General features: G+C 59.1%; 19 protein-coding genes and 1 tRNA gene. 8 read left to right on the forward strand and 12 right to left on the reverse strand.

Going from position 1 to position 19,826, the window contains the following annotated elements:
- Positions 1 to 7 precede the first annotated feature (7 nt).
- Positions 8 to 1,111, reverse strand: a complete 1,104-nt coding sequence (locus H281_RS0111625) for a LysR family transcriptional regulator (RefSeq protein ID WP_020067281.1) — start codon at positions 1,109 to 1,111, stop codon at positions 8 to 10.
- Positions 1,112 to 1,454: 343 nt separating this feature from the next.
- Complete coding sequence (locus H281_RS0111630) at positions 1,455 to 3,323, reverse strand: phosphoenolpyruvate carboxykinase (GTP) (RefSeq protein WP_020067282.1); 1,869 nt, start codon at positions 3,321 to 3,323, stop codon at positions 1,455 to 1,457.
- A 373-nt stretch (positions 3,324 to 3,696) separates the two neighbouring features.
- Here H281_RS0111630 and H281_RS0111635 point away from each other — a divergent pair, with 373 nt between their 5' ends.
- Positions 3,697 to 4,710: a D-2-hydroxyacid dehydrogenase family protein gene (locus H281_RS0111635; protein ID WP_020067283.1), complete on the forward strand. Its 1,014-nt coding sequence runs from the start codon at positions 3,697 to 3,699 to the stop codon at positions 4,708 to 4,710.
- On the opposite strand, the gene H281_RS0111640 is transcribed toward H281_RS0111635, so the two are convergent.
- Positions 4,707 to 5,570: a patatin-like phospholipase family protein gene (locus H281_RS0111640; RefSeq protein WP_020067284.1), complete on the reverse strand. Its 864-nt coding sequence runs from the start codon at positions 5,568 to 5,570 to the stop codon at positions 4,707 to 4,709. The two genes, H281_RS0111635 and H281_RS0111640, sit on opposite strands and share 4 nt — an antisense overlap.
- 33 nt (positions 5,571 to 5,603) lie before the next feature.
- Positions 5,604 to 6,008, reverse strand: coding sequence for a PaaI family thioesterase (locus H281_RS0111645; protein WP_020067285.1), 405 nt, complete (start codon positions 6,006 to 6,008; stop codon positions 5,604 to 5,606).
- Positions 6,009 to 6,208: 200 nt separating this feature from the next.
- On the opposite strand from H281_RS0111645, the gene H281_RS0111650 reads away from it, so the two are divergent.
- Positions 6,209 to 6,284: transfer RNA gene (locus tag H281_RS0111650), tRNA-Lys, on the forward strand.
- A 554-nt stretch (positions 6,285 to 6,838) separates the two neighbouring features.
- Here H281_RS0111650 and H281_RS0111655 read toward each other — a convergent pair.
- The 4 genes from H281_RS0111655 to H281_RS36805 form a co-directional block, all read right to left on the reverse strand.
- Positions 6,839 to 7,603: a hypothetical protein gene (locus tag H281_RS0111655; RefSeq protein WP_020067286.1), complete on the reverse strand. Its 765-nt coding sequence runs from the start codon at positions 7,601 to 7,603 to the stop codon at positions 6,839 to 6,841.
- Positions 7,604 to 7,671: 68 nt separating this feature from the next.
- Positions 7,672 to 8,142, reverse strand: coding sequence for a hypothetical protein (locus H281_RS35950; protein ID WP_084690083.1), 471 nt, complete (start codon positions 8,140 to 8,142; stop codon positions 7,672 to 7,674).
- Positions 8,143 to 9,456 carry a nucleotidyltransferase domain-containing protein gene (locus H281_RS0111660; RefSeq protein ID WP_241077865.1) on the reverse strand — a complete coding sequence of 438 codons (1,314 nt, stop codon included), beginning with the start codon at positions 9,454 to 9,456 and terminating at the stop codon, positions 8,143 to 8,145.
- A gap of 23 nt (positions 9,457 to 9,479) precedes the next feature.
- The gene (locus H281_RS36805) at positions 9,480 to 9,644 is read right to left on the reverse strand and encodes a hypothetical protein (RefSeq protein ID WP_020067288.1); all 165 of its coding nucleotides are present in this window, start codon (positions 9,642 to 9,644) and stop codon (positions 9,480 to 9,482) included.
- A gap of 167 nt (positions 9,645 to 9,811) precedes the next feature.
- On the opposite strand from H281_RS36805, the gene H281_RS0111670 reads away from it, so the two are divergent.
- Together H281_RS0111670 and H281_RS0111675 are read left to right on the forward strand one after the other, a co-directional pair.
- Positions 9,812 to 10,135, forward strand: coding sequence for a helix-turn-helix domain-containing protein (locus H281_RS0111670; RefSeq protein ID WP_004536357.1), 324 nt, complete (start codon positions 9,812 to 9,814; stop codon positions 10,133 to 10,135).
- A 28-nt stretch (positions 10,136 to 10,163) separates the two neighbouring features.
- The gene (locus tag H281_RS0111675) at positions 10,164 to 10,997 is read left to right on the forward strand and encodes an ImmA/IrrE family metallo-endopeptidase (protein ID WP_020067289.1); all 834 of its coding nucleotides are present in this window, start codon (positions 10,164 to 10,166) and stop codon (positions 10,995 to 10,997) included.
- A 232-nt stretch (positions 10,998 to 11,229) separates the two neighbouring features.
- Here the strand turns inward: H281_RS0111675 and H281_RS0111680 are convergent, their stop codons facing one another.
- Positions 11,230 to 12,585 carry an HNH endonuclease gene (locus H281_RS0111680; protein ID WP_020067290.1) on the reverse strand — a complete coding sequence of 452 codons (1,356 nt, stop codon included), beginning with the start codon at positions 12,583 to 12,585 and terminating at the stop codon, positions 11,230 to 11,232.
- The gene (locus tag H281_RS35955) at positions 12,585 to 13,493 is read right to left on the reverse strand and encodes a DNA adenine methylase (protein ID WP_084690085.1); all 909 of its coding nucleotides are present in this window, start codon (positions 13,491 to 13,493) and stop codon (positions 12,585 to 12,587) included. The genes H281_RS0111680 and H281_RS35955 overlap by 1 nt, the downstream gene beginning before the upstream one ends.
- 76 nt (positions 13,494 to 13,569) lie before the next feature.
- Here H281_RS35955 and H281_RS0111685 point away from each other — a divergent pair, with 76 nt between their 5' ends.
- Positions 13,570 to 14,907: a site-specific DNA-methyltransferase gene (locus tag H281_RS0111685; protein ID WP_020067291.1), complete on the forward strand. Its 1,338-nt coding sequence runs from the start codon at positions 13,570 to 13,572 to the stop codon at positions 14,905 to 14,907.
- 58 nt (positions 14,908 to 14,965) lie between these two features.
- On the opposite strand, the gene H281_RS0111690 is transcribed toward H281_RS0111685, so the two are convergent.
- Both H281_RS0111690 and H281_RS0111695 read right to left on the reverse strand, forming a co-directional pair.
- Positions 14,966 to 16,129 carry a helix-turn-helix domain-containing protein gene (locus H281_RS0111690; RefSeq protein ID WP_020067292.1) on the reverse strand — a complete coding sequence of 388 codons (1,164 nt, stop codon included), beginning with the start codon at positions 16,127 to 16,129 and terminating at the stop codon, positions 14,966 to 14,968.
- A gap of 61 nt (positions 16,130 to 16,190) precedes the next feature.
- Positions 16,191 to 16,826, reverse strand: coding sequence for a hypothetical protein (locus H281_RS0111695; protein ID WP_020067293.1), 636 nt, complete (start codon positions 16,824 to 16,826; stop codon positions 16,191 to 16,193).
- Positions 16,827 to 17,152: 326 nt separating this feature from the next.
- Between H281_RS0111695 and H281_RS0111700 the strand changes: the two genes are divergently transcribed.
- From H281_RS0111700 to H281_RS0111710, 3 genes are all read left to right on the forward strand, one after another.
- The gene (locus H281_RS0111700; RefSeq protein WP_020067294.1) at positions 17,153 to 17,641 is read left to right on the forward strand and encodes a hypothetical protein; all 489 of its coding nucleotides are present in this window, start codon (positions 17,153 to 17,155) and stop codon (positions 17,639 to 17,641) included.
- Positions 17,642 to 17,728: 87 nt separating this feature from the next.
- Positions 17,729 to 18,694, forward strand: coding sequence for a DUF932 domain-containing protein (locus H281_RS0111705; protein ID WP_020067295.1), 966 nt, complete (start codon positions 17,729 to 17,731; stop codon positions 18,692 to 18,694).
- 72 nt (positions 18,695 to 18,766) lie between these two features.
- Complete coding sequence (locus H281_RS0111710) at positions 18,767 to 19,762, forward strand: YqaJ viral recombinase family nuclease (RefSeq protein WP_020067296.1); 996 nt, start codon at positions 18,767 to 18,769, stop codon at positions 19,760 to 19,762.
- Positions 19,763 to 19,826: the final 64 nt, after the last annotated feature.

A 19,826-nucleotide genomic window follows, 5' to 3' on the forward strand; every position in this document is an offset into this window, starting at 1 on the left:
GACGCCTTTACAGTGGAGTCAACGCCGAGAGCCGCGTGCGGTTCGACGTCTTCGCCAACGTCTTGGGTACCGGTGACAGTTCGCTGTCCAGCAGACGCGACAGCGGCTCGGCGCCGTCAAAAGCTTCGGGCGGCATGGACGAATCCGCCGGTTCGAATGACGCCTGCGACGCCGGCCGCCCGACGCCGTCTTTGATCCACTGTTCGCCAAGCAGGCTGTTCGGCGTCTGGCTGAAATGCTCGACCAGGTGATCGATGAACGTGCGCACCTTCGCGGGCAAGTGACGGCGGCTCGGATAAGCGATGTTGATCTCGACTTGTGGCAAACGGTAGTCGCCGAGCAAGCGCACCAGCCTGCCGCGCGTCATGTCGCGGCCGATCAGATAACTCGGCAGAATCGCGATGCCCATGCCGAGCAGCGCAAACTGACGCAGCATCTCCGTATTGTTTGCCACGATCACGTTCGACGGACGCACCCGCACTTCGCCTTCCGGGCCCGTAAATACGCGCTCGTCGCCCCAATATTCTGACGGCAGGCTCAGGCACGGATGCTCCAGCAAATGCTCGGGACGCGTGGGCGTGCCGTGCTTTTCCAGATACGCAGGCGTTGCACACACGGTCATGCAGCCCGTGGTGAGACGCCGCGTGACAATGCTCGCGCTGCGCATTTGCCGGGCAATGACAACACCCACGTCGAAGCCTTCTTCCACCAGATCGACCTGACGGTCCACCAGCGTCACGTCGGGAATCACTTTCGGATACCGCTCCGCGTACGTCTGCAGCACCGGAGCCAGATTGTGCAAGCCGAACACGACCGGCGCGACGATCCTCAAGGTACCGACGGGCTCGTGATTTCGCGCGACCACCATCTGCTCGACGTCTTCAAGTTCGTCGAGAATCTGGCGCGCGCGCTCGAGATAAACCTGACCGGATTCGGTCAGGGACAAGCTGCGAGTTGTTCTGTTGAGCAGCCGCGTGCCTAGACGCCCCTCCAGGTCGGCGACGTGACGGGTGGCAACTGCGTTGGAAATATCCATCGCGCTCGCGGCGCGGGCAAAACTGCCGAGATCCGCCACCTTGACGAAAACTCGCATCGACTGCAAATGGTCCATATGACAACTCCTGCCGTGTTACGGCTTCCTGACAATTGGTGATAACCAGTGGAAGCGAACTAGGGATTCTCCTACGACTCGCGCAATCGTGCAGAAGTTGCCCGCAAAAGCGGAAATTTCGTCAATTTTCGTGCGACTGTGCGCCCTAATGTGGGGCGCGAGTGTCGATTGTTCCGCAAACGGAAACAAACGTGCTGCGGCGCAGCTTGCGACAGGCCGTTGTGCGAATAGACACGACTCGGCCGTGGTCCGGTTTGCGCGTCGCCGCTTCGCACGCAACATGGCCAAAAAGCTAAAAAGCCGCCCGAAGGCGGCTTCCAATTGGTAGTGACCACTCACATGGCTAGGCGGCCAGTTTGCTTTCCAGTTGGGTTTTGGCTTGCGTCAGCGCGGGCGGCAAGCCTTGCTGCAACGTGTCGAAGAGTTCGGCATGGAGCGCGAGTTCAGCGCGCCAGGCTGCGTCGTCGACGGAGATGACCTGCTCGAACTGCTCGCGGCTAAAGTCCAAACCGCTCCAGTCGACGTCTTCGTACCGCGGCGACGTGCCAAACGCATGCTCTTCGCCCTGCGCGGTGCCCTCGATGCGGCCGACCATCCAGCCAAGCACGCGCATGTTTTCGCCGAAGCCCGGCCAGACGAACTTGCCGTCGGCACCCTTGCGGAACCAGTTGACGCAAAAGATTTTCGGCAGCTTCGCGTTCATCTGCTGCAAGCGCTCGCCTGTCTTCAGCCAATGGCCGAAGTACTCGCTCATGTTGTAGCCGCAGAACGGCAGCATCGCGAATGGATCGCGCCGCACGACGCCCTGCTGCCCGGCGGCTGCGGCGGTGGTCTCAGAGCCCATGGTCGCCGCCATGTAGACGCCCTCGACCCAGTTGCGCGCCTCCGTGACGAGCGGCACTGTGGTCGACCGGCGGCCACCGAAGATGAACGCGTCGATCGGCACGCCAGCCGGGTTTTCCCAGTCCGCGTCGATAGACGGACATTGCGACGCCGGCGCCGTGAAGCGCGCATTGGGATGCGCGGCCTTGCGCCCGCTCTCCTTCGCGCTCGCCGGCGTCCAGTCTTTGCCTTGCCAGTCGATCAGGTGCGCGGGCGGTTCATCGGTCATGCCTTCCCACCAGACGTCGCCGTCGTCGGTGAGCGCCACGTTGGTGAAAATCACGTTTTCCTTCAACGTGGCCATTGCGTTGAAGTTGGTCTTTTCACTCGTGCCGGGGGCCACGCCGAAGTAGCCTGCCTCCGGATTGATCGCGTACAGGCGGCCGTCCTTGCCTGGTTTGATCCACGCGATATCGTCGCCGATGGTTGAAATTTTCCAGCCGTTCAGCCCTTCTGGCGGAATCAGCATTGCGAAGTTGGTCTTGCCGCACGCCGACGGAAACGCCGCCGCTACGTGATGTTTGCGTCCCTCGGGTGAAGTCACGCCGAGAATCAGCATGTGCTCGGCAAGCCAGCCTTCGTCGCGGCCCATTGTCGATGCAATGCGCAGCGCAAAGCACTTCTTGCCCAGCAACGCGTTGCCGCCGTATCCAGAGCCATAACTCCAGATTTCGCGTGTCTCGGGAAAATGGACGATGTACTTGGTCGGGTTGCACGGCCAGGGCACGTCTTTCGCGCCTGCCTCGAGCGGCGCGCCCACCGAATGCACGCACGGCACGAACTCGCCGTCTTCGCCGAGCACGTCGTACACCTTGCGGCCCATGCGCGTCATGATGCGCATGTTGGTGACCACATACGGGCTGTCGCTCAATTCGACGCCGATATGCGCGATCGGCGAACCCAGCGGGCCCATGGAGAACGGAACCACGTACATGGTGCGGCCACGCATCGCGCCGTCGAACAGGCCGTCGAGCGTTTCGCGCATTTCTTGCGGCGCGACCCAGTTGTTAGTCGGTCCCGCGTCTTCCGGACGTTGCGCGCAAATGAACGTGCGATCTTCGACACGCGCGACGTCGGAGGGATCGGACCATGCGAGATATGAGTTGGGACGTTTGGTGGGATTGAGCTTTCTGAGCGTGCCGGCTTCGACCATCTGTGCGCACAGCCGGTCATACTCTTCCTGCGATCCGTCGCACCAGACGATGTTGTCCGGCTTGGTCATAGCGGCAACGCGCTGAACCCAGTCGATCAGTTTTCGATGTTTGACCCACCCGGGCGCTTCTACTGACGCTTTGACTGTGGGTTGTCCTTCGAATGATGGATGATTCATCGACTTGTCTCCGTTTGTAGTGAATAGGAAAACGGTACAAGCCCGGCGATGCTGCATGCGAGAGGCATTTAATTGGTTGCGCCAGTTCTAGGAACCGACGCGCAATTGCGCAGGTCATCACGGGCTTCAACACAGTCTGTTGGGCCGATACGCGCTGGACAGGCGATGCAACCGTCTGTAAAGCGGCTTGCCTCAACACGCAACAAACTGTTAAAAACGATGTCAATCGGCCTTGCCGTCACGCTGTCGTTCTATGCGGCAGCTTCTACGGTAAGGCAATCAGCCAGACCGCCATGTGACCTGGGTCACATGATGGGACAGTCAGCATAACATTCCGTTCCGCACCAACGTGGTGCGACGCAAGACACATACCATGAAGATTGCCATCCTCGACGATTATCAGGACGCCGTTCGCAAGCTCGACTGCTTTCAATTGCTGGCCGACCATGAGGTCAAAGTTTTCAATAACACCGTCCGCGGACTCGGCCAACTGGCGAGCCGTCTCTCGGAGGTCGACGCGCTTGTCCTGATTCGGGAACGCACTCGCATCAGCTCGCAACTCCTCGATAAACTGCCTCGTTTGCGCATGATCAGCCAGACGGGCAAGGTGTCCAATCACATCGATCTCGCGGCTTGTACGGAGCGCGGCATCGCCGTGCTGGAAGGCAGCGGCTCACCGATCGCGCCCGCGGAACTCACGTGGGCTCTCATCATGGCGGCGCAGCGGCGCATTCCGCAATACGTGGCTAACCTTAAGCAAGGAGCCTGGCAACAGTCGGGGTTGAAGACGTCAGCACTGCCGCCGAATTTTGGATTGGGCCAGGTGTTGCGCGGTCAGACGCTGGGCATCTGGGGTTACGGCAAGATCGGGCGGCTCGTTGCCGGCTACGGCAAGGCGTTCGGCATGAACGTGTTGATCTGGGGCCGCGAGCATTCGCGTGAAGCCGCTCGCGAGGATGGGTATGGCGTGGCCGAGAGCCGCGAAGCGCTGTTCGAGCAGAGCGACGTGCTGTCGCTGCATCTTCGTTTGCATGACGACACGCGCGGCATCGTCAAGCAGGAAGACCTGATGCGCATGAAGCCGACCGCGTTGCTCGTGAACACGAGCCGCGCCGAACTGCTCGACGAGAACGCGCTGGTCAACGCGCTTTCGCATAACCGTCCGGGCATGGTCGCAATCGACGTGTATGAAAGCGAGCCGATTCTGCAGGGCTACAGCCTCCTGCGCATGGAAAACGTGATCTGCACGCCGCACATCGGCTATGTCGAGCGCGAGAGCTATGAGCTTTACTTCAGCGCGGCGTTCAAGAACATTCTGGCTTTCGACGCCGGCGACACCGCCAGCGTGGCAAATCCCGAAGCGTTGCAGGGCGGACGCCGGCGTTAAGCGGCAATTTCCAGCAGATCGGGCATGCGTTGGAGGAACGTCTCGGCGTCAGCGCGGCCGAGGTTGTATGCATGCACCATCTGCGAAGGACTCGTGTAGTCCCAGCTCGAAATGGGCACTTTGCGCGAGGGCTGCACGTAAAGCCGTTGTTGCGCGCCGTGAGGCACGACGAACATCTGCGGCCGCGGATAGAGACGCGTGACCATCACGAGTACGTTGCCGGGCGCGTCGGCGTCGAGCGCGCCGACGGGCACGTTGTCGACCATGCCGCCGTCGAGCACCGGGCGGCCATTGCGCCTCAAGACCGGCGTGAAAGGCGGCGTGCTCGACGACTGGAGGATCAGGTCCGCAAGATCTTCGACAGTCGCGCAATCTTGAGCGCGCACGAATTCCGGATGAAAACCAAGCGTCTGACCGAGCGTAGGGTGCAGCGTCTTGCGCACGTATTTTTCGATGTTGTACGCGATCAGGCCGGCCGCCACCGCGCTGCGCGCGCCCAGCCAGCGCGGCAGATGCGAAACGCCGATGCGAATTTCTGGCGCTTGCGCGAGTGATGAAAACTTCTCACCGTAAATGTCGAGCAGCGCCTGACGGTAGATGCGGTAATGCGGAAACACCGACTCGCCGCGCAGCAGGTTGCCCCAATAGGCGTTGCGTGAATTGTGACGTAGCGCGTCTTCGTAGTAGCGCATGACCCACTGTGAGTCGCGCGTGTAGAGCATGCACGCGGTCGCGGCGCCAGCGGAAATGCCGGCGATCACGCGTGGACGGATGCGCAATTCCGGTTGCACGACGTCCCAGAAACCCGCCTGCCACCAGCAACGATTGCCGCCGCCCGCGAACACAACCTGGTCGAACATCTCGATTTCCTCTAATGCTGTCTGGCGCGCGGTTTATGCGAGCAACGCGTAGGTCGTGGTTGCGTGAACGGCCATGTTGCCGGTCTCGTCCAGCAGCTCGACTTCGCCGAACACGAGATTGCGGCCGAGACGCAGCACGCGGGCCGTGATCAGCACGTCGCCATTGCGTACAGCACGCATGAAGCTGATGTTGAGCGACACGGTTGTCATCGGCTTGAAGCCGCCGAGCGCGGCTGAAATGGCGACGATCATCGCCGTGTCGGCCGCCGCCATGAACACCTGTCCGCAGATGACGCCGCCTGAGTGACGCAGCTCGCCGGAGAAAGGCAGGCGAAGCGTTGCGCTGTCCGCGTCGACCTTCACGGGAGTCAGCGTCAGCGAACGGACCCAGGGCGCGAGGACGCGGTCGAGCAATTCGGTGATCTCTTTGTCATCCATGGCAATTCCCCGTAAAAAGCCGCGCTGCGCGGAAGCGGCAAGTGTCCGCGACATGATACCGGGACGCCGAAGGCGGCGCGTTCTCGCGGGCGCCCGTTTTGGCGAGCGACGACTCTACTGGAACGAAGCGGTATTTTTAAGAAATCTGCGAAAGGGGGCTTGGCAATGGATGGAACATGCTGCATAATTTCGCTTCTGTTGGGGCGTTAGCTCAGTTGGTAGAGCAGCGGACTCTTAATCCGTAGGTCGAGTGTTCGAGTCACTCACGCCCCACCAAAGATATCAAGCACTTAGCCCATCCTTAACCGGTTGGGCTTTTTGCTTTCTGGACCCATGTAGGCGCTGTGTAGGCGTTTTAAGTCTGCATTAATCAATTTAGATCCATATTGCCGGGTAACGCACGGGCGAGTTGTGTGGCTTCGATGTCGGGGGCGAGCCAGCTCAGCGAGTCGGCGACGCAAATACCGGATCTCGCCAGAAAACGATAACAGCAAGTCGAAGAAGCGACGAAACCGATACTAAGCCTTTGACCAGCTTAGCCACCACGCCCCGATTTGAACAATCATCGATTGCCCCGGATGGCGCAGCATTTCGCGGAACGGTGAAGCAGCACTTGCGCTTCGGATCGTCGACACGAGACACACCATCTTGCTGCGCAAGATGGACGAGCAATCAGGCATCGACTACATGATCGTTTCAATGATGGCAATGCCACACCGACGATCATTAGCGCAGTTTTTCGAAGCGTGACAGTGCTCCGCTCTAATCGCGCTACGTCGATCATCACGATACGAACTCACGGGCCGCGACTCGCTCTCCCGATCACGCCGTCAAAGCTTGAGCAGCGCCTTGATCGAAGTCCACTCCTTCGAAATCCACGGGTTCAATTTATCGAACGTCCCTGACGAAAGCGTGATGCCTGCCGTGGATTTCGCCGCTTCATACGACGTCAATGAATCGAGAGCCATCGCAGCAAACGTTGAGGCAGCGGGGCGAGATTGAAACAAGCGGTACACGTCGTCGTATGTCTTCTCGAATCGCATCCTCAACCATTCCAGTCGCAACCAGCGGGATACCACCTGCTCGCTGAAGACCACCTGCGACGCTGCCAGAATTACGCCGAGATCGGACTGGCGATTAATTACACAGACGAGCCAGAGCACTGCATATACGAGAAGCCTGATGCGCTCGAAGCGCGCCATCGACAGAGCAATGGTTTTGCTGAAGAGGCTATTTTCGAGCAACTGCGCGGCGAGCTTCCTGTTCGGGTCACGGGCATCGTTGTTGTAGTAGCCATCGGTCACTTCGTGACTAAGACTGACATCGAACGCGCGCCCGAAAAAATCCTGACGACGTTTATCCTCAGCCCGGGGCGTTAGATACAACCGGGAAACCTGACCCAGAACAAACAGGACGACGGCATCAACCAGAAACCCGACCTGAACCCAATCGTAGATTCTCGGGTACACGCTCTTGTCGAGCAGCAGCGACAGAACCGACAAGATCGCGCCGACGTAAAACAGCCAGTCTGTCGCGGTATCGGCAAGCTCGACGTCATCGAAGTAACGTTTTCGTATCGGATCTACGTTGGACATTTTTGTTTCAGAGAAAGCGTTCAATAACTCCAGCAAATCATGTCTGGCTATGCCCGACCGGAAGGTCCTCAAGCGGCCGTTCGTCCGATGCCATACCGTCGGCGGGGAACCGACGGTGGATGCTCACCGCCGCCCGTCCATTTTCCCGTCGCCAGCCATTCCTCAAAATACCCCAGCCACTCGACGGCCCACGGAATGTACGTTTCAGACAACTTCATACCCGTAGACCATTCACGCGCCTTCGGCCACCACATGCAGAGTTTTGTGCCCGGACCGTCGTGCAAGTAGGTATGCGGCGGCCGCTTGCCGTTTGCGAGAGCACTCAGGTCGGGTTCCAGTACCAAGAGTTCGGGCACCTTGCGTCCGGCCTTCAACCGAAGAAGGCATCTGTATCTGCGCGCATACGGTCCGGGGGAGACCACGAACACAAAGCGCAGCTCCTTGCCGGAACACAAGGTAAATGAACTGTAAGGCAATCGCAGCGACTCAAGATCCAGCGCCCGTGCAGCAAGACTCGGTGGTGGCGTGACGCGGCGCATTCAATCACCGTAGAAGGTGTGCGGCTTCGACCTGGCGATGACGGAAGATGGGGCCGCGCCGCCGCCGATGATAGCCACGCGCCCTGCTCTCCGGCCCGCTTCCCGTCGCGCCCGATCGTCCTTGAGAATCTCCGCCTCCGCACGCTCCCCGAAAACAGCGCGCACGATACGCATGACGGCATCCAGGCCCGCGTTTGCTTCGATCGCGTCAAGGAGCTTGCGCAGGTCCCTACAGATTCGGGCATGCCACTCGTCAAATGCCCCCTGGCGCTCACGTGTGTTCATGCTGCTCGCGAGGTTATCGTACGGCGACGACGGGTTCTGGAGATACCAGACTTCCCTGCCACCGAAATCGCGCTCCCGCGTGAAGTACCGCGGTATCGCCTCGACGATATCAAGCAGAAGATCCAGCGGCGTGGAATGCGGTTTCGGAGCCAGATCAACGTACGCCGCAGCTGCGAGGGTGGTGATGAACACGGACGAGGGAGCGAAATCCTCGTGACCGCTCGCCTTCCCGAACGCTACGTTCCGATGTAGTTTGAGCAGCTGTACGAGGCGGCTGAGCAATCGCTCGAAAACCTCATCGGCCTTCGGAAGGGGGGAAATGGACTTGCGAACGGAATCGGCCGCGAATGTCCGATGCTCGACGGCAGTGAAGACCGGCGCAATCGCTGCGGCACGCGCAAAGCTACGGGTCAACCCGCGCGGATTCGTCGGTTCGTACGTCCGCAACTGGCGATCTGGGACACGGCCATGCGTGTCGCCGTACGGGGCCCAAGATAGCGGATCGTCGACAACCGGCGTGATGTCGGCGAACATGCCGCTTGCATATTCAAGTGTGACGCACCGTTCCCAACGCTTGACCTTCAGACTGTGCGCGCTCGCATATCGTGACAGGACTGCATGCAGGTGGTTGATCAGCAATCCTGGACCACCGTCTCCACCGTATCTCAACATGGCACGCTGATCGAGTCGCGCGACGAGATCGATGTCGAAACCTTCACGGGATTCATCCGACGGCCTAAGCAACGTCCCCAAGGCCCTCGAGCCATGGCCATGAATGTTCGTCGTCAGACCGGCGAATTCGTCACTCTCGGCAAGATACTCCGCGGTGCTGATGTAGGAGGACTCGAGCGCCAGAAGTTGGGTCGACGTCAGTTCGTGCGAGCGCGCGATCGTATCGGCAAGGTGAAAGAACTGCGTCTCCGCACGGTACGAAAAGGTAGATCGCCGTTGCGGCGTCTGCAACGTCGCTCCGCGGCCTTCTCCCCTGCCACCGTCCAAGGGGCTAATAGTCAGTGCTGGTGTACTCATTGCGCCGTCCTCCCGCTCTCGAATTAGCGCTTATGTTTCGCGGGATCAACCAGGGTGTAGGTCTGATGACGCCCGGGCGTAGGCGGCAGCGGGCGGCCTTTCACCCCCGTCACTTCGGTGCGAGTCACGTTATTGCGGTACAGCCCGGACGACGGTGCCGGCGTCCCCGGAGTCAGTGCTTTCGGCATGATGCTCTCCTTCCGCTCAAGAGCTCCGCGCCGAATCCGACCACCGGACCCGCACGCGAAAAGGCGTTCGGTCTTCTTGCCTTTTCGGTTCGGAAGTCCGACAATGAAAATACTGGACTTCAGAATGCTCGAAGTCAAGCATTTTTTTTATCGAAATTCCGAACATCATGCCCACTCTAGGCGAAAAGATCCGCACGCTGCGGAAACGGCAAGGGCTCACGCTCGATCAGCTGGCCCTTCAGGTTAGCGCGTCCAAGTCATCGATCTGGGAGCTGGAGAATAAAGAAAAGGCGCGCCCGTCGGCCGACAGGATCGATGCGATCGCGCGAGCGCTCGGCGTCACCTCCGCGTATCTGCTGGACGACACGCAAACCGAGCCGTCCAGGAAGGTTGCCGACGAGGCGTTTTTCCGAAAGTATGAGCAGCTGGACGAGCCCGTTAAAAAGCAGCTCCAGGACATCCTCGAAGTTCTCGACCGAAAACGTGACTGATCAGCCTCTATCGCCGCAACGCGAAGCAATGAAGCTGGTGCAGCTCTGGCGGGCTGTACATGGCGCAGCCTTTCCGATCCGGGCTGGCGAACTGGCCATTGAATGGTCACGGCAGGTGTCGCCGGCTCGCCCTATCGGCGAAGTTCTAGCCCAGGATCTCGACGGCTTCGAGGGTGGACTGTTCTGGCTCCCCAAAAGGGAAGAATGGGTGATCCTGCATGCTCCCAATGAAGACATCCCTGGACGAGCGAACTTCACGATCGGCCATGAGTTCGGCCACTACGTGCTGCATCGCACGCGCGAGGATGCATTCCGATGTTCCCAGAGCGCGACGCTTGGACTGGCTGCAAAGGCCATCGAGCGCGAGGCAGATCTGTTCGCCTCGTATCTGCTCATGCCGATTGATGATTTCCGCGAACAGGTAAAGGGAAAGCACATCACCCTTGACGTGCTCGGTGAGTGCTCCGCCCGATACGGGGTATCTTTGACGGCGGCCATTCTGAAGTGGATCGATTTCACCGAGCACTCCGCGATCATCGTTTTCGCCCGCGAAGGGATGCTTCACTGGTGGAAAGGCAGTACGAGTGCGAAGCGGTTCGGCTTCGGTCATCTTCACGAAGGTATGGAACTGCCGAAGCAATCGCTGGTTATGCAGCCGCGCTCGGCGACTTTTAGCGTCGACGCCCGGGACGGGATTGAACATGAAAGTGGGATTTGGTTTCCCCACTCGACAACTCGCGAGATGGCGGTCGTATCAGATCGTTACGACATGAGCATTTCGCTTTTGTTGCTCGATGGAGCGGCGTGGGACACAGATGATGATGAGTTGCTGCCTCCCCTCACGGGAGCACCGAGCGCTTGAGCGGTGCCATCGCCGTCGTAAGGCATGGTGCCACGCGGACGATCTGAGCGGGAAGCCCCTTGAAGCCCCGCTTTGTTCGTCTGGGCACCTTCGAATCCAACGCTCACCGGCTTCGTCGAACGGAGCAGCGGCGGGTGCAAGCCAAGCATGGGGCAGTTGATTTGGATTAGTAGGTCCCTCGGGGAACAGCTTCACAACGTTCCTACGGTTGAAAAGTAGTCACCCTGCGGAATTAGCCAGTTTGAGCGACAAGCGTCCTACGTCGTTGAAGGTATGCCACACGCGGGGCCGCCACCGCCGGTGGTGTTACTTTTTGACCATCGTGCGGCTCAAGCTGACGCCGAAGCATTGCGTCATCCCCCACCTTCGTCCAGTCGATTCGAACTGTGAGGTCATCCTCGATCAGTAGATGCCCTAGCTCAAATGCGCGGTCCATGAGCAGCGACAGGCAAATTCCGTTCGACGGGTCAAGCCGTATGCTTTGATCTTGGCTCCACGGCACTATATGCGAAGCGACAAGGAAATCTTTGCTCTCAATTCCGGTAATTGCGCATCGATATCCGTAGTTGGATTTGACCGCGCTAGCAAATGCTCTTTGCGCACTCCCACGAGTCTTGGCCGTTACAACTGAATCTGCAACGCTATAGTCTTGGTCCTTGATTTGCTCCTCGAATACTTCGACCTCTCCGGGATCTGGCTCTGCGGCCTCCGCCGCAGCATCTCCTTGTCTCGCCGCAGGGTATCGTGCGTCGAGCACGTCGAGAAACACACCAACCGATGTTGCAAGCTTCTCCGAAATCGACGCGGGAAGTATCCACGCGCTGTGATTTTGAGATGGATCAAAAAACAGCCCATATCCCGGGTGTCGTAGATAAGCTGCGAGCCCTCTGGCCGTATCAGCGTCTAATTCATCCAAGACGTCAGCGGGCGCATCCGAGGATTCGAGTCTTGAAAGGGCGTGCTTAACTGCAGTACTGGGAACGGTGCCTCCGCTGGCAAAAGTTTCTGATGCTAAGGCTGAACCTTGCGAAGTTCTAGCGGCGAGTTCCCGAATCGCAGGCGGTGCGATATCGAGATTGGCCCATGCGTATTCCGAGCTCGGACCGCTTAAGTATGCGCGCAAATGCAGCGTCGTCGGCTCATCGTGAAGCTTGATAGCCATCAAATAGGGCTGACCAGCACCACGGCTGGCAAGCAGTTCCAACTCGTTTTCAGCAGACTCGAAATCGGTATGAGTCGGATTGCCAGGAATGGTCTCCGCAGTATCTTCCCTCGGAGTAGGCGCCATCTTCCACGCGTGTGGAGCGCCAAGGCTGGTTTCCCATTTAAGGTGCGGGCGATCCGCAGAGTTAAAGACCAGAGCGCCCGGTGTCGTTCCCGCCGGCCACTTATACGTAAGCGGCACTGCCCCTTCATCACCCACATTCACCGGGAATAGTCTGAGAAGTGCGTCGAGAAAGCCTTTTTTCTTTGAAAGCTGAATATAGTCCTTGGTGTACTTCGTATTACTCAATCGCCCATAGGTCGCACGATGCGCTGACGGACCATAATAAACAACGAGCACCCATTCAACCGGCTGCGCGGCCATTAGGCTCTCCCAATAATAATCGCTTCCGGTGATTGATGCGCTTCCACTTCTCGCCGACTCTGAGCAGCTAGCGACCGATGCGTCGTGAATCGGACAATTTCGGCGCTCGGGAATAACGATCGCACCGATTCAGTATCACGATTGGACATAACCCACCGCACGCCACGTCGCGACAAATCCTCACAAAGTTCCGCTAGCGCAACGAGGTCTGCTATTTCGAAAGTCTTTGCTGTGTATTTGTTAAATTTTGCTGTCGGTTCTTTTTCGACATCCGGCCGGGAAAAAACAGGTAAGTATGGTGGATCAAGGTACACAAAATCGCCAGGCATGGCGCTGCACAGCACTTCTCGAAAATCAGCCACAGTAAGATCCGCTCGGGCCAGGAGCCCACCGATCGAATTCATCGTGTTGTCATCAATGAGCTTGAAACGACGATCGCCCCAAGGCACATTCATGGCGCCTGTTCGAGAGTTTTCTCTCCAAAGATGATTCCATGATACGCCATTCAAGTATAGAAAACGTGCACCCTTCTCTACGGTACAAGAAGATGCTGTATTCGAGCGAATTTCGTAGTAGAACTCTTTCGAATCATTTTTCAAATACCAAGCCAACAATGGTCGAAGTTCCGATTGATGGTCTCTCATCGCAACCCAAGCCGCGATAAGGTGCTCATTGAGATCTGCGAGATGCGAACGGCCAGATACACGGGAAGCACACGCTAGGAAGACGGCTCCTCCGCCAAGAAATGGCTCGTAGTAATTGTTGATGCTGGCAGGTACGTATGGGAGGATGCGCGGGAGCAAGCGCGACTTCCCGCCGGCCCACCTAATGAACGGCTTGATCGGCTTCGGATCGGTCGTGGCTACATACTGCGCCTCAGTCAGCATGTCCAAAACAGCCTGCGTCATGAAATTCTCTTTTGCTTTAGGTATCAAAGGCGCATAATACAGGGTTATCCACGATCCTCCCAGACTCGGAGCTCACATGTCCGACATCCAACTTGTTTGGCCAAACAAGGAGCAACTGCTGAAGGCGTCGGGGGAGGCAAGCTACGAGTGGATACATCCAACGGACCGTCGCCTGCTTGAGCCGCTCAAGCTTGAACTGCTCACAGCGCGCCCGCTGAGCGCTACCAGCAATGTCCTAGCGATCGGGGATGGTTCGGACGTTCTCGAAGCGCTAAAGGCCCAAACAACCGTCCTCGACAGCGGCATTCGACTCGTCTACATTGATCCGCCATTCAACACGCAGGTCAATTTCCGCCAGTATAACGACACCATGCAACGGTCGATGTGGCTAAGCATGATGCGGGACCGTCTGGCGGCACTGCGTCCGCTTCTTGCCGAAGATGCGAGCATTTGGGTGCACCTGGACGACAGCGAAGTGCACCGCGCTCGCGCAATCATGGACGAGGTCTTCGGCGACCAGGCATTTGTTGCGTCAGTCGTGTGGCAAAAGAAGACCACTCGCGATTCCCGCGCCGCCTTCTCGTCGAACCACGACACGATTTTGGTGTACGCACCAAGCGGCCCTAAGCGGTGGAAGACCTCAAGAAATCTGCTACTGAAAGACGAGACTCAGTTGCAGAACCGCGACGATGATCCACGTGGGCCGTGGTCTGACGCGCCTTTCACCGCCCCCGGATATCGCAAGGCGCAGCAGTACGACATCGTTACTCCCACAGGGCAAGTGCTGCGCCCCCCGCGAGGACGTTCTTGGTACGCTACCGAGCAAACTTATCTCGACTTACTTGCCGATGATCGCCTTTGGTTTCCTAAAGGTGGTGATGGGTCACCACGTTTGAAACTATTCGCGCATCAACTTAGAGGACTGGTGCCATTCACAGTGTGGGGTGCCACAGATACGGGAACGAATGATGACGCAAAGCGTCACTTAATGGCGATGTTCCCAGAGATGGAAGTGTTTGACACTCCCAAACCTGAGTCGCTACTGGAGCGAATCATCCACATCGCAACCAATCCAGGGGAACTCGTGGTCGATATATTTGGCGGTAGCGGGACAACTGCCGCGGTCGCACACAAGATGCGCCGTCGATGGATGGTGGCCGAACGTAATGCACAGACAGTCCTTGATTTTCTACTACCGAGGATGCAGCGAATAGTCGACGGCAATGACCCCGGTGGTGTCACCGAGACCACATCTTGGGTCGGTGGAGGTAACTTCGAGACCGTCCAAGTTTCACCGCGGCTAGGGAAGCTAGCAAAAAAATTTCAACCCGAAACCCTTAAACGACGCCTTGTGGCTCTAGAGGAAATCAGGACCTTGTCAATACCCAAAGAAAAACGGTCTGTCGCGGCTTGATGACCGGGCCGTGGCCGCGTGTGGGCCTTAAGCTGCGCGGCCCGCTCGATCACAAACGTCAGGTACGCTTATCTCGTTTTGAGGCAGAGCTGTCGCGTGCATGGATCACACGAAGTCTGTCGCGCGCTGCACCCTTGTCCAAGTGCGCCCCCTCCCCGCGTCCTGTCAACACGCTCAGCATCAGGTTAAACGTCAGGGAGTCGATTTCTTTCGGCGGAACCGCAAGAGCGTGGGCAACATCGGATCTTGACGTTCCTTCATCGCGCAATGCTTTGAACACCTTCTCTAGCACTTGGGACTTTTCATGCGCCATAGGCTCCGGCTCGTTTGTGCGGTAGCCGGCTTCTGCCAGTTGAATACACAACGTCCTGTAGATCCATGCGCTCGTGAGTCCAAGCGCGTGCACTCGGTAGTTCAACGCCGCAACCGACACTTTCCAGTGATGTTTCGCGCGTACCAGCCCCGGCAACGTCGTCACACGAGGCGCATAAGCCAGAACACTCTTGCGGGGCATGAGGAACGCTGATGCAAACGCATTCGCTTCACGCTCCAACTCCGGCCCTTGGGTTTGCCCATGTCGATGCAGGACCAGATGGCCCAACTCATGTGCCGCATCGAACCGGCAGTGTTCAGCCGATTTATACGTGTTCAAGAACATGAAGGGCGTACCACCATGCCACATGGAGAATGCGTCGACTTCTTTCGCGTCAATCGCGAGCGAGAATACGCGCACGCCCTTTGATTCCAACAGGGCTATCACATTCTTAACCGGCAGCTCGCCAAGCCCCCATTGCGAACGCAGCGCTTCAGCCGCCGCCTCCGGGCCATAGGCCGTAGAAATAGAGGGGAACGGAATATCCTCCTCGAAATCTTCCAAACGCGCTGGGTCCGTCAACGTACCGGGCTCGCGCCCGAGGTCGGGAAGATCGGGAGCCGGCAGGTTGAAATTTCGCTCCAGCCACTCGTTGAGCATGAGCCCAATCGCGCCGGAACCCAGCGCACTGTCGCGCTGGCGCGCGCTCATCTTCGACATCGACCGGAAGCTTGCGACGCTACCCGATAGCTCGCTCGGATCGCCGGCGAAAAAGAACGCTTCGGGGAAGCCGAGCGCGGCCGCAATACGCTGCATATTGGTCGGCTCCGGCTCCTGGTCTCCCTTTTCGTACGCGGACACCGACCGCTCGCTGACGCCAATGCGTTCAGCAACTTCCCGTTTGGTCATACCTCGTCGCCGCCGCGCGAGCGAGAATCGCTTTGAATTGAACATCACTTACCTGATTGCGCTACTTACGGCTCACAGCCACGTCGACGTCCGGCGATTGGGGAATTGGCGACACCGCGGGACTACCGTCCAACTCAATCGCACCGAGCACAATGCGTTCAGACCACGAAGTCACGAAACGCTGTGTCGAGTCGTAACCGTTCGGGCGAGACAGTTCAAGATGGAGCTCGTCGATTTTGAAATGATGCAGCAATATCCACGTGTCCAGAGCGCGCTGTTCCTCTTCTACGGGCGGCAGGGTCTCAGGAAACAGATCCGCCGTCCGGTTGTCGTCCACCGCCTTGACGGTACGTGGACCTTTTTCGCTCTTATTGGACGGCGTGCGGTCTTTGATGCCCGTTGCATCATCGCCCGATGCGACAGCGATTGCGACAGCAAGCGCCGGATTAACGACCAACTCGTAGTTGCCTTCATCTTGCTTTTCCCAACCACGCGGAATGAGAAAATCCCGCAGGGCGGCAACTGTCTCATTGGTCAGCACGGAATGACGATACAGCCTGGGATGGTGAGCCGTGAGACGCGCCCGGTACAGAATCGCCTGCAACACTGCTTCGATGAGCACCTGCCGGTCAAGCTGCAATTGCGCCAATCGGGTATCGACATCGGCTGGCTCGTGAAAGACCACAGCGGCAAACATGGGCATGCCCGAGAAGTTGACTTCCGATTACTCTACCACAATTGTGGAATTAAAACCGGAAGTCAGAAGAGCAACTCGAGGCCACAACACAGGACTGACGATCCAATTTCTTTTCAGCCCTATATCACGCACCCGAGTACGCAGAAGACTGCTGCTCCGCCGCTGCGATTGCGTACCGGCGAACCCCCTCAGGAGTCCGGTGATGCTTCCTACCCCACCCCTCGATTATCTGGTCGCATTCGTGATCTGCTTCGTTCTAGGCACGCTGTGGACGATGTGCGTCGGTTGCTACGCGAGTCACATCCGGCGAAAGGCAATGGCTAGCCATGCCTGATCGCCATCTGCCCTATCCCCCCTTCGACGATGACAACGAAGACGGATCGCTGCGCGAACACATGCGCCTGCGCGGTCATGAGCCTTCGCAGGAATCGTCCCGCCCATTCGGGCAGGAGCTACCTCGCTACCGTCCGGATACGGGCGACGTGATCTACGCATGCCCTACGTGCGAGTCGTTCCGCACGGAGCCTCGTCACATTGCGCGACGAATCGGCGGTGCAATAGGCGCCACTGCCGGCGGTACCAGTGCGGCCGCCGCAGCCCTGTCCGGCGCAGAGATAGGTGCCGCAGTCGGTGCACTCGGCGGCCCATTTGGCATGCTGTGCGGCAGCATCGCTGCAGCAATCATCGCGGGTCTGGCCGGCGCTGCAGCCGGCTGTGCGACTGGCGCGGCGCTCGGCGAAACCGTTGATCAAAAGGTGCTCGACAACTGGCGTTGCCGCGCCTGCGGGCACATCTTTTCGGTCCGGCTGGACTAACCCAGCTTTCCGGTTTTCCCTTTCCCCTGTTTCCCCTACTGCCCGGCCGCGTGCCGGGCTTTATGCACTTGTCTGGAGGTTTTATAAATGCACTTGGTTCAATCGATGGCCTACGTTGGCGAAATGCCGTGGCACGGCCTTGGCAATCAGCTTTCCCCGAAACAACCGATCGAAGTCTGGGCTCGCCAGACCGGCATGGACTGGACGATCGAATCGGCCGATGTTCGTTTCGTCGCCGGACAAGCCGGTTCCGGTCTCGGCTCGATCCACGCATTTCCCGAACAGCGCGTACTGTACCGCTCGGATACGAAGGCTCCACTGTCCGTCGTCTCGTCACGCTATCAGGTCGTGCAACCTCGAGAAATCCTCGAGTTCTATCGCGACCTCACAGAAGTCGGCGGCTTCGAACTGGAAACGGCCGGCGTGCTCAAGGACGGCAAGAAACTGTGGGCACTCGCCCGTACCGGTCAGTCCGTCTCGCTCAAGGGGCGTGACGAGGTAAACGGTTATCTACTGCTCGCCACCGCCTGCGACGGCACGCTGGCGACTACCGCCCAGTTCACATCCGTTCGCGTGGTGTGCAACAACACACTCCAGATCGCCCTTGGCGATTCGGCTGGCGCGGTGAAGGTCCCACACCGCTCGCAGTTCGACGCTCAAGCCGTCAAGCGTCAACTCGGCATCGCGATCTCGTCGTGGGACGGTTTCATGGTGCGGATGAAAGCCCTGGCGGATCGCAAGGTGAACAACGCCGCAGCCGAGGCGTTCTTCCGTCGCGTGCTGACCTATCCGGCCAGCTCCGGCGTCTCTATGCCGACCACCAACGACAGCGCAGTCCGAGTCGTGCAATCGCTGTTCGCCGGCCGAGGCAAGGGCGCGACGCTCGCCTCGGCATCCGGTACGGCGTGGGGGCTCGTGAATTCGATCACGGAATTTGTCGATCACCAGCGCCGTGCTCGCAGCGAGGATCACCGGCGCGACGCCGCCTGGTTCGGCGCCGGCAATGTAATCAAGCAGCGCGCGTGGGATGAGGCGATGAAGCTGGTTGCCTGAACCCATGTCCATCACGTCATACGGCCCGGCCGGGATCTTCCCGCCGGGCCTTCTGCTTTCTGGAGGTTACAAATGGCTTTGCCTGAATCGGTCGGGCGCGGTCGGCATCGACCCGCATTACGGCTCGTCGAAACGAAGTCCCTCTCGCGCGAGGACTGGTTATCGGTGAGAAAAAACGGGATCGGAGGCTCCGATGCGGCCGCAGCCGTAGGGCTTTCGCCGTATATGAGTCCGCTCGAACTCTGGCTCATCAAGACCGGACGCGATGCGACCCTGCCGAAGCCGGACGCGAACGATACGACCGAGCCCGTGTATTGGGGCACGCTGCTTGAGCCCATCGTTGCCGCGTCCTATACGAAGCAGACCGGCAATCGTGTCCGGCGTGTCAATGCCGTGCTCCAGCATCCGCAGATACCGTTCATGCTGGCGAACGTCGATCGTGAAGTCGTGGGCAACCGCGACGTGCAGCTGCTCGAGTGCAAGACGGCGGGGGAGTTCGGCGCGCGTCCGTGGCGTGACGGCGTGCCCGAGTACGTGCAATTGCAGGTTCAGCACCAGCTCGCGGTCACGGGTAGACAGGCGGCCGATGTAGCCGTGCTCCTCTGCGGCCAGAAGCTCGAGGTGCACCGGGTAATGCGCGACGACGCGCTGATCGCGCGGCTGATCGAACTCGAAGCGGCATTCTGGCGCTACGTCGAAACCGGTACGCCACCGCCCGCCGACGGCTCGGACTCGGCGGATCGCGCACTGCGCTGCCTGTATCCGGGCGCAGGCGGCACGGTCGATTTCACGGGCGACAGGTCGCTCTCGTCCACGTTCGCCGATCTGGTCGCCGTGCGCGCCGATATCGAGAGCCGCCAGGTCGTCGAATCGAAACTGAAGCAGACCATCCAGCAGGCGATGGGTGAGGCCGACCGGGCCGAGTTCGAGACGGGTTCGGTGTCGTTCAGACGCAGCCGGGACGGCTCCGGCATCGATCTGCAACGGCTACTGGCCGACCACCCCGAGCTTGCCGCGCAGTATGCCATCACGAAACCGGGTTCACGCCGCTTTCTCGTGAACACCTGACTCCCTGCCGATCGCGCGTCTCCCTCTCCCGTTTCATTCCCCACTGCTTACATTTACAGGAGAA

The organism is Paraburkholderia caledonica, from assembly GCF_000383275.1.
GTDB classification, from domain to species: Bacteria; Pseudomonadota; Gammaproteobacteria; order Burkholderiales; family Burkholderiaceae; genus Paraburkholderia; species Paraburkholderia caledonica.